At 70.9% G+C, this 12,474-nt stretch carries 14 protein-coding genes; 7 read left to right on the forward strand and 7 right to left on the reverse strand.

Translation table 11 applies throughout. The annotated features are described in order from the left end of the window. Window positions 1–132: 132 nt before the first annotated feature. Window positions 133–1,581: a cation:dicarboxylate symporter family transporter gene (locus tag FHX68_RS00005; RefSeq protein WP_141379866.1), complete on the forward strand. Its 1,449-nt coding sequence runs from the start codon at window positions 133–135 to the stop codon at window positions 1,579–1,581. A gap of 67 nt (window positions 1,582–1,648) precedes the next feature. Here FHX68_RS00005 and FHX68_RS00010 read toward each other — a convergent pair whose 3' ends face one another. Further along, on the reverse strand, window positions 1,649–1,831 hold the full coding sequence (locus FHX68_RS00010) for a DUF5302 domain-containing protein (protein ID WP_141379867.1): 183 nt from the start codon (window positions 1,829–1,831) through the stop codon (window positions 1,649–1,651). A 279-nt stretch (window positions 1,832–2,110) separates the two neighbouring features. Here FHX68_RS00010 and FHX68_RS00015 point away from each other — a divergent pair, with 279 nt between their 5' ends. The 3 genes from FHX68_RS00015 to FHX68_RS00025 all read left to right on the forward strand — a co-directional run bounded on the left by FHX68_RS00015 (window position 2,111) and on the right by FHX68_RS00025 (window position 6,452). After that, a complete protein-coding gene (locus FHX68_RS00015; protein WP_141379868.1) occupies window positions 2,111–4,393 on the forward strand; it encodes a polyribonucleotide nucleotidyltransferase in 2,283 nt (760 codons plus the stop codon). 348 nt (window positions 4,394–4,741) lie between these two features. Next, window positions 4,742–5,794, forward strand: a complete 1,053-nt coding sequence (locus tag FHX68_RS00020; RefSeq protein ID WP_141379869.1) for an aldo/keto reductase — start codon at window positions 4,742–4,744, stop codon at window positions 5,792–5,794. Between the two features lie 58 nt (window positions 5,795–5,852). Beyond that, window positions 5,853–6,452, forward strand: coding sequence for a histidine phosphatase family protein (locus FHX68_RS00025; protein WP_141379870.1), 600 nt, complete (start codon window positions 5,853–5,855; stop codon window positions 6,450–6,452). Window positions 6,453–6,616: 164 nt separating this feature from the next. On the opposite strand, the gene FHX68_RS00030 is transcribed toward FHX68_RS00025, so the two are convergent. Both FHX68_RS00030 and FHX68_RS00035 read right to left on the reverse strand, forming a co-directional pair. Beyond that, entirely contained in the window at window positions 6,617–7,117 is a 501-nt protein-coding gene (locus FHX68_RS00030) for a hypothetical protein (RefSeq protein WP_141379871.1), read from the reverse strand. A 66-nt stretch (window positions 7,118–7,183) separates the two neighbouring features. Continuing rightward, the gene (locus FHX68_RS00035; protein ID WP_141379872.1) at window positions 7,184–7,657 is read right to left on the reverse strand and encodes a GNAT family N-acetyltransferase; all 474 of its coding nucleotides are present in this window, start codon (window positions 7,655–7,657) and stop codon (window positions 7,184–7,186) included. Window positions 7,658–7,700: 43 nt separating this feature from the next. Here FHX68_RS00035 and dapB point away from each other — a divergent pair, with 43 nt between their 5' ends. Continuing rightward, a complete protein-coding gene (gene dapB, locus FHX68_RS00040; protein WP_141379873.1) occupies window positions 7,701–8,534 on the forward strand; it encodes a 4-hydroxy-tetrahydrodipicolinate reductase in 834 nt (277 codons plus the stop codon). Further along, window positions 8,531–8,983: a hypothetical protein gene (locus tag FHX68_RS00045; RefSeq protein ID WP_141379874.1), complete on the forward strand. Its 453-nt coding sequence runs from the start codon at window positions 8,531–8,533 to the stop codon at window positions 8,981–8,983. The genes dapB and FHX68_RS00045 overlap by 4 nt, the downstream gene beginning before the upstream one ends. Window positions 8,984–9,041: 58 nt before the next feature. Here the strand turns inward: FHX68_RS00045 and FHX68_RS00050 are convergent, their stop codons facing one another. The 4 genes from FHX68_RS00050 to FHX68_RS00065 all read right to left on the reverse strand — a co-directional run bounded on the left by FHX68_RS00050 (window position 9,042) and on the right by FHX68_RS00065 (window position 11,495). Next, entirely contained in the window at window positions 9,042–9,959 is a 918-nt protein-coding gene (locus FHX68_RS00050) for a TIGR01777 family oxidoreductase (RefSeq protein ID WP_170214199.1), read from the reverse strand. Next, the gene (locus tag FHX68_RS00055) at window positions 9,952–10,377 is read right to left on the reverse strand and encodes an OsmC family peroxiredoxin (RefSeq protein ID WP_141379876.1); all 426 of its coding nucleotides are present in this window, start codon (window positions 10,375–10,377) and stop codon (window positions 9,952–9,954) included. Before FHX68_RS00055 ends, FHX68_RS00050 begins: the two co-directional genes overlap by 8 nt. 133 nt (window positions 10,378–10,510) lie before the next feature. Beyond that, the gene (locus tag FHX68_RS00060) at window positions 10,511–11,071 is read right to left on the reverse strand and encodes a DUF4395 domain-containing protein (protein WP_141379877.1); all 561 of its coding nucleotides are present in this window, start codon (window positions 11,069–11,071) and stop codon (window positions 10,511–10,513) included. After that, window positions 11,058–11,495 (reverse strand): TlpA family protein disulfide reductase, encoded by a 438-nt coding sequence (locus FHX68_RS00065; protein ID WP_141379878.1) that lies wholly within the window; start codon window positions 11,493–11,495, stop codon window positions 11,058–11,060. Before FHX68_RS00065 ends, FHX68_RS00060 begins: the two co-directional genes overlap by 14 nt. Window positions 11,496–11,651: 156 nt before the next feature. On the opposite strand from FHX68_RS00065, the gene FHX68_RS00070 reads away from it, so the two are divergent. Then, window positions 11,652–12,467 carry a thymidylate synthase gene (locus tag FHX68_RS00070; protein ID WP_141379879.1) on the forward strand — a complete coding sequence of 272 codons (816 nt, stop codon included), beginning with the start codon at window positions 11,652–11,654 and terminating at the stop codon, window positions 12,465–12,467. Window positions 12,468–12,474 lie beyond the last annotated feature (7 nt).

The following is a 12,474-nucleotide window of genomic DNA, read 5'->3' on the forward strand; positions in this document are numbered from 1 at the left end:
CGATCCTCCTCATCGGTCTGCGACCAATACGACCACAAATCGCTCCCCACGGGGAGCAGGCGCAACCTAGGACGCGTCGGCGCCGACGGAGGTGCCGAAGGAACAACGACCGTTCACCTCACGGAGGCACTCATGGCCCTCACGAACTCCTTCCGACTCCCCGGCTACAACTGGCGCCGCGGCAAGCAGTCCTGGGACAAGCACACCTGGCTGTACGTTTCGGTGATCCTCGCCGTGGTGCTGGGGGCGACGGTGGGTCTCATCTGGCCCGAGTTCGCCGTCGGGCTCGAGCCACTGGGCAAAGGATTCGTCAGCCTCATCAAGATGATGATCGCCCCCATCATCTTCTGCACCATCGTCGTGGGGGTGGGGTCGATCGCCAAGGCGGCCACCGTCGGCAAGATCGGCGGCCTCGCCCTCGGCTACTTCATGCTGATGTCCACCTTCGCCCTGGCGATCGGGCTGGTGGTCGGCAACATCATCCACCCGGGCGAGGGTCTGAACATGCAGTCGGCCACCTACGACACGCAGTCGCTGGGCGAGGCCAAGACCACCACTGAGTTCGTGCTCGGCATCATCCCGACCACATTCTTCTCCGCTTTCACCGGAGAGAGCGTGTTGCAGGTGCTGTTCATCGCTCTCCTCGTCGGTTTCGCGTTGCAGGGAATGGGCACCAAGGGTGAGCCGATCATGTTCGCCGTCAAGCAACTGCAGACGCTCGTCTTCCGGATTCTCGGGATGATCCTCTGGCTCGCCCCGATCGGCGCGTTCGGTGCGATCGCCGCCGTCGTCGGCAAGACCGGCGTCGCGGCGATCGTGAGCCTCAGCATCCTGATGGTCGCCTTCTACATCACCTGCATCGTCTTCATCGTCGGGGTGCTCGGCACGCTGCTGTGGGTCGTGGCGCGCATCAACATCTTCAGCCTCATGAAGTACCTCGCTCGCGAGTACCTGCTCATCGTCGGCACTTCATCGAGCGAATCGGCGCTGCCACGTCTGATCGCCAAGATGGAGCACATCGGCGTGTCCAAGCCGGTCGTGGGCATCACCGTGCCGACGGGGTACTCGTTCAACCTCGACGGCACGGCGATTTACCTCACCATGGCCTCGCTGTTCATCGCGGCAGGCATGGGTGCCCCCATGTCGATCCCCGAGCAGATCGGTCTGCTGGTCTTCATGATCATCGCCAGCAAGGGTGCGGCCGGTGTCACCGGCGCCGGGCTTGCCACCCTGGCGGCGGGCCTCCAGGCATACCGCCCCGACCTGGTCAACGGTGTCGGAGTGATCGTCGGAATCGACCGGTTCATGTCGGAGGGGCGCGCCCTGACGAACTTCACCGGAAACGCGGTGGCGACGGTGCTCATCGGCACCTGGACGAAGCAGTTCGATCGCGAGCGGGCGCTCGCCGTGCTGTCGGGCAACGCGCCGTTCGACGAGGCGACGCTCTCCGGCGACCATCACGACGGAATGTCGACGGCGACGGATGCGGTGGGAACGCAGGGTCTCGGCCAGGCCGCCCTGGAAGAGGCTTCGCAGAAGCAGGAGCGGGCGCGGCGCCACGCGGTGGGGGAGACGATCTGAGCTCCGACACACACGAGGACGGCCCGGCGATCGAGATGATCGCCGGGCCGTCCTCGTTTCGCCGAGTTCAGCCGCTCTTGCGGCGGAACTCGCGCTTGGTCACCGCGGCGTGGGTGCCGTGGACCGCGGAGTCCCCGTCGAGGTGGGCCTCGCCGCTGCGGTGCTGGGCGTTCTTCTTGTCGAGCGCCTCCTTGAACTTGCGCTTCAGGTCGTCGGACGCCGCGGACGCGGCGGTGTCGTCAGTGCTCATGTGCCCACGATACGTCCGGGCGTCGCAATACGCACGGGAGAAAGGTGCCTGGTAGGCTTGAGCGGGGTTCTCGACGCTCTCGTCGAAGACCCTGGAGCAGGCCGGCAGGAAGCTGGTCCCCTGTGGTGGGTTCCCGTCTCGAACGGTGGCTTTCTACTGGTGGCCAGTGCTGACGGTTCCGCGGCGAAGTCGCGCGTCTGGATCTGCCTGTTCCTGCTCCTTCGCACGATCTCGTGCGCGAAACGCGCGTGCGAGTCTAAACAAAGAAGGAGAGACCTCTTGGAAGGTCCAGAAATCACCGCCGCTGAAGCCGTTCTCGACAACGGCCGCTTCGGCACCCGCACCATCCGCTTCGAGACCGGCCGCCTCGCCCAGCAGGCGCAGGGCGCCGTCGCCGCCTACCTCGACGAGGAGACGATGATCCTGTCGGCGACCTCCGCCGGCAAGCACCCCCGCGAGGGCTTCGACTTCTTCCCGCTGACGGTCGACGTCGAAGAGCGCTCGTACGCCGCGGGCAAGATCCCCGGCTCGTTCTTCCGTCGCGAGGGCCGCCCCTCCACCGAGGCGATCCTCGTGTGCCGCCTCATCGACCGCCCGCTGCGCCCGTCGTTCGTCGACGGCCTCCGCAACGAGGTGCAGATCGTCGTCACGGTGCTCTCGATCGCGCCGGGCGAGTTCTACGACGCGCTCGCGATCAACGCGGCATCCCTGTCGACGCAGATCTCGGGTCTGCCGTTCTCCGGTCCGATCGCGGGCGTCCGCCTCGCGCTCATCCCCGGCCACGGCGAGCACGCCGACCAGTGGGTCGCGTTCCCCAACGCCGCGCAGGTCGAGGAGGCCGTGTTCGACCTCATGGTCGCCGGTCGCGTCCTCGAAGACGGCGACGTCGCGATCATGATGGTCGAGGCCGAGGCCACCGAGAACAGCTGGAACCTCATCAAGGGTGGCGCCACCAAGCCCTCCGAAGAAGTCGTGGCACAGGGCCTGGAGGCATCCAAGCCCTTCATCAAGGAGCTCGTCGCGGCGCAGAACGTCGTGGCGAACACCGCCGCCAAGGAGATCCAGCCCTACCCGGTCTTCCCCGCGTACACGCAGGAGACCTACGACTTCGTCGCGGGGCGCGCCTACGACCGCCTCGTGCCGGTGTACCAGATCGCCGACAAGATCGAGCGCCAGAACGCCGACGACGCCATCAAGGACGACGTCAAGGCGCAGCTGGTCGCCGCCGTCGAGGCGGGCGAGCTGCCCGCGTCGGCGCTCGCCGAGTTCAGCGGGGCGTACAAGTCGGTCACCAAGACGATCGTGCGCGGCCGCATCCTCAGCGAGGGTGTGCGCATCGACGGCCGCGGCCTGGCGGACATCCGCCCGCTGGATGCCGAGGTCCAGGTGATCCCGCGGGTGCACGGCTCGGCGATCTTCCAGCGCGGCGAGACCCAGATCCTGGGTGTCACGACGCTGAACATGCTCAAGATGGAGCAGCAGATCGACTCGCTGTCGCCCGTCACGCACAAGCGCTACATGCACCACTACAACTTCCCGCCGTACTCGACCGGTGAGACCGGTCGCGTCGGATCGCCGAAGCGTCGCGAGATCGGGCACGGCTTCCTCGCCGAGCGCGCCCTCGTGCCGGTGCTGCCCAGCCGCGAGGAGTTCCCGTACGCGATCCGTCAGGTCTCCGAGGCCCTCGGCTCCAACGGCTCGACCTCGATGGGCTCGGTCTGCGCGTCGACCCTGTCGCTGCTGAACGCGGGTGTGCCGCTGCGCGCCCCCGTCGCCGGCATCGCGATGGGCCTCGTCTCCGACCAGGTCGACGGCCAGACCCGCTACGCGGCGCTGACCGACATCCTCGGCGCCGAAGACGCCCTCGGCGACATGGACTTCAAGGTCGCGGGCACGAGCGAGTTCGTCACGGCGATCCAGCTCGACACGAAGCTCGACGGCATCCCGTCGTCGGTGCTGACCGCCGCGCTCACGCAGGCCAAGGAAGCGCGCATGACGATCCTCGGCGTGCTGAACGCCGCGATCGACGGCGCCGACGAGATGGCCCCGACCGCGCCGCGCGTGATCAGCGTGCAGATCCCGGTCGACAAGATCGGCGAGCTGATCGGCCCGAAGGGCAAGACGATCAACGCGATCCAGGACGAGACCGGCGCTCAGATCTCCATCGAGGAGGACGGCACCGTCTACATCGGCGCGACCGACGGCCCCTCGGCCGAGGCCGCCCGCGCGCAGGTCAACGCGATCGCGAACCCGACGAACCCGGAGGTCGGCGAGCAGTTCCTCGGAACCGTCGTCAAGATCGCCACGTTCGGCGCGTTCGTCTCGCTCCTGCCCGGCAAGGACGGCCTGCTGCACGTCAGCGAGGTGCGCAAGCTCGCCGGCGGCAAGCGTGTCGAGAACGTCGAAGACGTGCTCGGCGTCGGCCAGAAGATCCTCGTGCGCATCACGAAGATCGACGACCGCGGCAAGCTGTCGCTCGAGCCGGTGCTCGAGGAGCCCGCAGACCAGGAGGGTCGCGACGCGGCCAGCGAGGGTCCGGGAGACGCGCCCGCCGAGGGTTGAGCCAGACGGCTCCGGAGCCCCGCGGCTCCGGAGCTCGTCGCAGGACACGGATGCCCGCTTCCTCCCGTCTCGGAGGAGCGGGCATCCGTTTTTGGCCTGATCTGTCCCCCATTCGGGGGACATCCGCGGCGATCTCGCCCCGTCGAGATCAAAGCGTTATTGAAAGTTCACCGCATGGTCGCCGCAATGGACGGCCGTGTCTCCGGCCTGCCTTACCCTCGGTACTACGCATCGGGGGATGCGTCGGACGTTGAGCGACATCGGTCCGTGAGGGGGTGTGACGTGGGTTTCTTCGGAGTAGGCACGACGCCATCAGTGGAGCCCGCGCGCGGCAGCGCCACCGGACCCATGCGCACCGCCACCGGCCCCGTCCCGACTGACAGTGCGGCGGGCGCCGCGCCGGCCGCCTCGGGCACGCCGGCCGCGCCGCTGACGCACCCGTCGGCGCCGATCCCCGTGCAGGGCGCGCCGATCGGCGCCGCCGTGCGGGTGCCGCTCGGCGAGACCGGCGCGCGGGTGTTCCCGCTCGTCCTCGGCGGCGCCGAGTTCGGCTGGCACGTCGACCTCGCCGCGGGCCACAGCATCCTCGACGCGTACTTCGACCGCGGCGGAAACGCGCTGAACACCTCCGACGGCTACGCGGCCGGTCGCAGCGAGCACATCATCGGCGCCTGGATGTCGCGGCGGGCGGTGCGCGACGACATCGTGCTCGGCGTGCGCGTCGGCACGAACATCGATCACCCCGGGCTCGGTCCGGTGAACCTGATCCGCGCCGTCGAGGCATCCCTCACCCGTCTTGGCACCGACCGCATCGACGTGCTCTACCTCGACGCGACCGGCGACACGCACGGCTCCCTCGAAGACACCCTCGCGACCGCGGAGTGGCTGATCGAGTCGGGCAAGGTGCGCGCGCTCGGCTCGCTCGGGCTGTCGGCGTCGCAGCTGGTCGAGGCGCGCATCCTCGCCTCGGCGGGCTACCCGCGGCTGACCGTGCTCGACGTGCCGTACAACGTGCTGCGGCAGGGCGATTTCGACGGCGACCTGCGCCTCGTCGCGGGCGCGCAGGGCATCGCCGTCACGCCGTCGCAGGCGCTCGATCACGGCTACCTCGCCGGCGCGCACCGCTCCCGCTCACAGGTGGCCGGATCGGTGCGCGGCAGTCAGCTCGCGGCGGCGATGAACCGCCGCGGCACTCGCACGCTGCGGGCGATGGACCGGATCGGCGCCGAGCTGTCGATCCCGACGTCGGCGGTCGCGGTCGCGTGGCTGCTGGCCCAGCGCACCGTCGTCGCGCCGATCGTGAACGTCTACGCCGTCGCGCACGTCGACGAGCTGATGCAGGGTGTGGGGGCGAAGCTCAGCCGCGTGCACCTCGCCGAGATCGCCCGCGCCGCCCAGTAGCGCGGATCGCGGGCTGACGTAGGGTGGGGGGAGCACCCCCTGACGAGACGAGCCTGCCGTGACGCACTATCTGTACCTCGTGCGCCATGGCGAGCATCTCGACGCAGAGCACGGGCTCGAAGACGGTCCGCTCTCGCCGCGGGGGCGCCGTCAGGCCGAGCTGCTGGCCGACCGGCTGTCGGGCGTGCCCCTCGACGCGCTCTGGCACTCTCCGCTCGAGCGCGCCGCCGAGACCGCGCGCGCCGTCGCGGTGCGGCTGCAGGCCATCACGCCCGAGCCCTCGTCGCTGCTCTTCGACTGCATCCCGACCGGGATGACCCCCGACACGCCGAGCGTGTACGAGGCATTCTTCGGCTCGTACACCGACGCGGAGATCGACGCCGGCCGTGCGCAGATGGAGGATGCGGTGGGGGAGTTCCTCGTGCGCAAGCCCGCCACGCACGAATTGCTCATCACGCACAACTTCGTGATCGCGTGGTTCGTGCGCGCCGTGCTCGACGCGCCGCAGTGGCGGTGGCTGACGATCAACCAGGCGCACTGCGGGTTGACCGTGCTGGCGCAGCGCCCCGGTCGCCCCTGGACGCTCGTCTCGCACAACGACCTGTCGCACCTGCCGCACGAGCTGCACACCGGCCTCCCCGAGGTCCCGCCGGTCTGAGCCCGGGCCCGGGCTTCGGGCCTGCGCGGTCCGCCCCAACTGCAAGGGATCGTGCGCGACACGCCGGGGCGGCGGTCGCGGGCGCGGCGTGTCGCCCGAGCGGCCTTGCAGTTGGGGTGGGATGCCAGGGCCACGACCCGCGGCGGCCGGGCCGCCTCAGGGTGTCACGGGGTGACGAGCTCGGCGCGGGCGGTGGGCTTCGGGAACGCGCGGCGAATGGCATCCGTGTGCAGGTAGTCGGAGACGCCGATCAGCACGACGGCGAAGAGGATCTGCTCGCCGATCACCCAGAGCGGGTAGAGGCCGGGGATCGCGGCCAGGGCGAGCGCGACGACGGGGAAGATGCGGCTGAACAGCTGCAGGCGCCGGAGCGCCCAGTACCAGCCGCGGCGGGCGCGCGCGAGGAAGTAGAAGAGTGTCGCCGTGATGCCGAGGACGACGAGGCATCGCATCCAGACCGCGAACGTGACCTCCGCCCCGGATGCTGCGAGAACGGATGCCGTGACCACGGTCGCGACGCCGAGAGCGAGGCATGCCGCGAGCAGCCAGGTGACGGCGCGGAACGCGTGCCGGAGCTTCGCGTCGAGGGGGAGCGGCACGCGTCGCCCCGCCAGCCGTCCGCCCGCGATCCGATCCAGCCGCTGCAGCCCACGTTCGATGTCCATGCGAAAAGCTTAAGTCATACTGAAGGTTTAGGGCTGGGAGTTCACCGAGCAACCCGCCGCAGCGGGTCAGTTCAGCTGCTTGCCGTACCAGCGCGTCGCGTTCGGGTTGTCGTTGTAGGGCTCGATCGCGGTGAAGCCGCTCCGCGCGTAGAGACCCCCGGCGGCCTCGAGGGTGTGGTGCGTGTCGAGCACGAGGTCGGCGGCGCCCCACTCGCGGGCCTGCGCTTCGAGGCCCTCGAGCAGCACACGGCCCCAGCCGCGCCCCCGCGTGGACGGGTCGAGGTAGAGGTGCTTGACCTCGTAGCGCGGGCCGTCCGGGCCGTCCGCGATGCGGCGGATGCCTCCGCAGCCGACATCCCGCCCGTCGTCGTCGACCGCGACGAAGAAGACCCCCGCCGGAGGGGTGAACACGGATGCCTCGGGGAACACCGGCCGGTACGTCTGGCCCTGCGGGAACGCCTCGGCGCGCATCGCGAAGTAGTCGGTGAGCAGGCGCTGGGCGCGGGGGTCGTCGGCGGAGAGCGGCACGAGGGTGACCATGTCTCGAGCGTAGTCCGCGCCGGCGAACGCCTAGTCTGGAGGCATGACTCCCGCAGGCAGCACGACGCGAGTGGCCCTCGTCGGCGGAACCGGCAAGCTCGGCGGCATCATCCGCTCCGTCATCGACGACGAGCCCGGCTTCGAGGTGGTGGCGGTGCTCGGTTCGCGCAGCGACCTGGCCGAGCTCGACGGCGCCGACCTCGTCGTCGACGCGTCGACGCCGAGCGTCTCGATCGATGTCGTGCGCGCCGCGATCGAGCGCGGGCTCAACGTGCTCGTCGGCACGTCGGGCTGGTCGAACGAGCGCATCGCCCTCGTCCGCCCGCTCGTCGACGCGGCGGGGACGGGTGCCGTCTTCATCCCGAACTTCTCGCTCGGCTCGGTCATCGGCTCGGCGCTCGCCGCCGCGGCCGCGCCGCACTTCCCGGCGATCGAGATCGTCGAGGCGCACCGCGAGACGAAGGTCGACTCGCCGAGCGGCACCGCCGTCCGCACCGCGGAGCTGATCGCCGCCGCCCGCTCCCAGGTCGGCCCCGTCGAGTCGCCGCACGTCGACCAGCGCGCCCGCGGTCAGCAGGTCGCGAGCGTGCCCATCCACTCCCTCCGGCGTCCCGGCGTCATCGCGCGGCAGGAGACGATCCTCTCCGGCCCCGGCGAGAGCCTCACGATCGTCCACGACACCGTCGACCCGGCGCTCGCCTACGCCCCCGGCATCCGCGTCGCCCTCGCCGCCGCCCGCGATGCCCGCGGCGTCACGGTCGGTCTCGACGCGCTCATCGACCTGGGCCTGCGCCCGCGCCGGGCGCAGGCCGACGTCGAGAAGCCGATCGACGAGGGCGGGGTGCCCGGCCAGGTCGCGCGGGCCACCGGCGCATGAGCGCACGCATCGGCGTCGCCGTGATGGCGGTGCTGCTGGCGCTGTACATCGTGCTCGTCGCTCAGCGCGCCTGGCTGCTGCTGATCTCGGGCCAGCCGATCGGTGTCGTCATGGGGGTGGCGCTCATCGTGCTCCCGCTCATCGCGGCGTGGGCGCTGTGGCGCGAGCTCGCGTTCGGACTCGGCACGCAGCGCCTCGGGCGTCTGCTCGAAACCGAGCAGGCGCTGCCGACCGAGCAGATCGACGTGCGCCCGAGCGGTCGCCCCGATCGCGCGCAGGCCGATGAGCTCTTCCCGCGCTACCGCGCCGACGTCGAGGAGCACCCCGACGACTGGCGCGCCTGGTTCCGCCTCGGCCTCGCCTACGACGGGGCCGGCGACCGCACGCGCGCCCGCCAGGCCGTGCGCACCGCGATCCGTCTGGAGAAGGCGGGCCGCGCGCGGTCGTAGCGGCCGGCGGCTTAGTCTCCGGCGGGCCGCTCGGGACCCGGCAGGCCCGGCGGGCTGCTCAGGCCGCGGGGACGGCGGCGGCCACGGCATCCTCGACCGTCGGGTGCGTGAAGCTGAAACCGGATGCCTCGAGCCGCTCGGGCACGACCGGCATGTCGCTCAGCAGCAGCGCGTCGGCGGCATCGGGTCCGAGCGCCAGCCGCAGCGCCCACCCCGGCGCGCGGAGGAGGAACGGACGGTTCATGCGGCGGGCGAGCGCGAAGCCGAGGTCGTTCGCCGTCGCGCGGGTGGGGCCGGTGAGGTTCACGGGCCCCTCGAGGTCGCCGTCGATGACGTGCCGGATCGCCCGCACCTCGTCGTCGAGCGAGATCCACGGCCACACCTGGGTGCCCAGCCCGAGCGGCCCCGACAGGCCGAGGCGGGTGAGGAGCATGAGCGGCTTCAGCACGCCTTCGGCGTGCACCACCGGCGCGGTGCGCAGGAGCGCGACCCGCGCGCTCGGCCCGGCGCCGCGCGCGGCGACCTCCCATTCGCCGCACAGATCGGCGAGGAATGTGTCGCCCCGGCGGGTCTCCTCGGTGAACCGCTCGCCGGGCGCCCGCGGTGCCGACGGGTAGTAGCCGACCGCCGACGCCGAGACGAACGCGGGGGCCTCGGTGCCGAGCGCGCGCACGGCGGCGGCGAGCGCCTGCGTGGGCGCGAGGCGCGACCAGAGCAGCTCGTGCTTGTAGCGCCGCGTCCACGGGAAGTGCCCGATGCTCGCCCCGCCCAGGCCGACCACCGCGCGCGCTCCGGCGAGCACGGCGGGGTCGAGCCGTGAGCGCTGCGGATCCCACGACACCTCGTCGCGTGCCGTCGCCTCGCGGCGCACGAGCCGGGTCACCGGGACCCCGTCGGCGCGCAGGGCCGCGACGAGCGCGCCGCCGATCAGGCCCGACGAGCCCGCGACGACGACGCGCGCATCGGAATCAGGCAAGCGTCGCCTCGAGGGTGATCTCGATGCCCGCGAGGGCTGCGGAGACGGGGCATCCACTCTTCGCCTCATCGGCGATGCGGGCGAAATCCTCCGCCGACAGGCCGGGGACGACCGCGTTGACGTTGAGGTGCGAACCGGTGATGCCGGTGCCGGGGATGAAGGTGACCGAGGCGGTCGTCTCGACGCTCTCGGGCGGCGTGCCGTTCTGCGCGAGCGCGTTCGACAGTGCCATCGAGAAGCACGACGAGTGCGCCGCCGCGATGAGCTCCTCGGGCGTCGTCACCGAGGTGGATCCCTCGCTGCGCGCCTTCCAGTTGACCGCGAACGGGCCCTGGTTCGAGCTCTCCAGCGCGATCTCGCCCGAACCCTCGGTGAGGCTGCCCTTCCAGGTGGTGGATGCTTCGCTCGTGACGCTCATGATGACTCCTCGGGGGTGTGTCTGCGGCGCGGGCGCGCCTGGCTCGAGCCTAGACGGACGAGGGCGGCGAGGGGAGGGGGAGCGTGCCCGGGAGGGCGATGGCGGTCCGGGTCAGGCGGCGCGGCCGACCGGATCAGGCGGTGCGGCCGACGAGACCGCCCCGCTGCAGCAGCAGGTACAGCTGGCAGCCGAGGCACAGACCGAACGCCGCGTTGAGGAAGGCGGCGACGAACGCGAGCGCCGCCGCGATCGGCAGCGCCCACGGCACGCCGGCGAGGTGCAGCACGAGGCCCACGCCGGTCACGAAGAGCCCGACGCCCTGCGCGAAGCGCGGCGGGCGCGGGTCTTCGAGCTCGGTGGGCGGCGCGAGGCGCGGCTGGATGGCGCGGCGGTAGAGCACGCTCCACGGGTGCGTCTGCGGCGAGACGACGCCCCAGAGGAACAGCAGCGCGATCACGAGGACCAGCACGAATCCGGGGTCGGCGGCGCGCTGTGCGACGGTGAGGGCGGGGAGCGCCCAGGCGGTGGGATCGACGACCACGCCGCCCGGCACGAACGAGGCGGCGCCGCGCGCGGTCGACAGACCGGTGAGGGCGAAGAGGGTCGCGATGAGGAGCAGCACGGCGGTGAGGGATGCCGCGAAGCGCGGCCCGCGCGGATCGATCCCCTTCGGGGCGGCCTCAGACACCGGCATCCACGGCGGTCACGCGGGTGAGCTCCAGCTCGACGGCGCTCCGGCTCGGCGTGCCGGCGAAGCGGGTCTGCACGAGGCCGTGCCGGTCGAGGATCAGGGTCGTCGGGGTCTGCATCACATGGAAGTGCTTGGCGATGTCGGGGCGGTGGGTGAGGTCGACGTCGAGGTGCAGCACGCCGTCGCGCTCGCCGGCGATCGCGCCGAGGGTGCGGTGCACGCCCGGGCACCGGCTGCACATCTCGGTGCTGAACTGCAGGAGCGTCGCCTGCTCGCCGAGCGACGCGGCGCCGAATCGCTGCGGGTCGACGATCTCGCCGGGGTCGACGTGGCGGGGGCGATTCTGCTGCCACCGCAGGAACGCGCCGACACCGACCGTCACGGCGAGGAGGGCCGCGAGCAGGGCGATGGCGTCGGACAGGTTCACAGCGGATCAGCCTAACGCGATCCGCCTGACGGGAGGGCGAATTCGGGTTGTGTGACGGAGCGGTCGTCATATTCGGGGTCGCGGCTTGCGGATCGGGTCTCGGGGATCGCGGTCGCTGCCGGCCCTGCTGTCCGGGGCCGCCGGTACGATGACAGCGTGAGTGCACCGGCATCCGTTCCCACCCCGTATGAAGATCTGCTGCGCGAGGTGCTCGACGACGGCGTGCACAAAGACGACCGCACCGGCACGGGCACGACGAGCGTGTTCGGACGGCAGATCCGGTTCGACCTGTCGCAGGGGTTCCCGCTCATCACGACCAAGCGCGTGCACCTGAAGTCGATCGTGTACGAGCTGCTGTGGTTCCTGCGCGGCGAGTCGAACGTGGCGTGGCTGCAGGAGAACGGCGTCACCATCTGGGACGAGTGGGCCGATGCCGACGGCGAGCTCGGGCCGGTGTACGGCGTGCAGTGGCGGTCGTGGCCGACGCCGTCGGGCGAGCAGATCGACCAGATCTCGCAGGTGGTCGAGCAGATCCGTGCGAACCCGGATTCGCGGCGACTGATCGTGTCGGCGTGGAACCCGGCGGACATCCCCGACATGGCCCTTGCGCCCTGCCACGCGCTCTTCCAGTTCTACGTCGCGGGCGGCAAGCTGTCGTGCCAGCTGTACCAGCGCTCGGCCGACATGTTCCTCGGGGTGCCGTTCAACATCGCCTCCTACGCCCTGCTGACCCTCATGGTCGCGCAGCAGACCGGCCTCGAGCCGGGCGACTTCGTGTGGACCGGCGGCGACTGCCACATCTACGACAACCACGTCGAGCAGGTGCGCGAGCAGCTCTCCCGCGACCCCTACCCTTACCCGACGCTGCGCTTCACCCGGAAGCCCGACTCGATCTTCGACTACACCTACGACGACATCGTCGTCGAGGACTACCAGCACCAGCCGGCGATCCGCGCGGCCGTCGCGGTCTGACGGGCCG

This window comes from Microbacterium lacticum (genome assembly GCF_006716815.1).
In the GTDB taxonomy this organism is placed as follows: domain Bacteria; phylum Actinomycetota; class Actinomycetes; order Actinomycetales; family Microbacteriaceae; genus Microbacterium; species Microbacterium lacticum.

What these genes read in the sequence shown, in the direction of transcription:
- FHX68_RS00005 (WP_141379866.1), top strand. Translation starts at nt 133, where the DNA reads ATGGCCCTCACGAACTCCTTCCGACTCCCCGGCTACAACTGGCGCCGC.
- dapB (WP_141379873.1), top strand. Translation starts at nt 7,701, where the DNA reads ATGACTCCCGCAGGCAGCACGACGCGAGTGGCCCTCGTCGGCGGAACC.
- FHX68_RS00055 (WP_141379876.1), bottom strand. Translation starts at nt 10,377, where the DNA reads ATGAGCGTCACGAGCGAAGCATCCACCACCTGGAAGGGCAGCCTCACC.
- FHX68_RS00045 (WP_141379874.1), top strand. Translation starts at nt 8,531, where the DNA reads ATGAGCGCACGCATCGGCGTCGCCGTGATGGCGGTGCTGCTGGCGCTG.
- FHX68_RS00020 (WP_141379869.1), top strand. Translation starts at nt 4,742, where the DNA reads ATGCGCACCGCCACCGGCCCCGTCCCGACTGACAGTGCGGCGGGCGCC.
- FHX68_RS00035 (WP_141379872.1), bottom strand. Translation starts at nt 7,657, where the DNA reads ATGGTCACCCTCGTGCCGCTCTCCGCCGACGACCCCCGCGCCCAGCGC.
- FHX68_RS00010 (WP_141379867.1), bottom strand. Translation starts at nt 1,831, where the DNA reads ATGAGCACTGACGACACCGCCGCGTCCGCGGCGTCCGACGACCTGAAG.
- FHX68_RS00060 (WP_141379877.1), bottom strand. Translation starts at nt 11,071, where the DNA reads ATGCCGGTGTCTGAGGCCGCCCCGAAGGGGATCGATCCGCGCGGGCCG.
- FHX68_RS00030 (WP_141379871.1), bottom strand. Translation starts at nt 7,117, where the DNA reads ATGGACATCGAACGTGGGCTGCAGCGGCTGGATCGGATCGCGGGCGGA.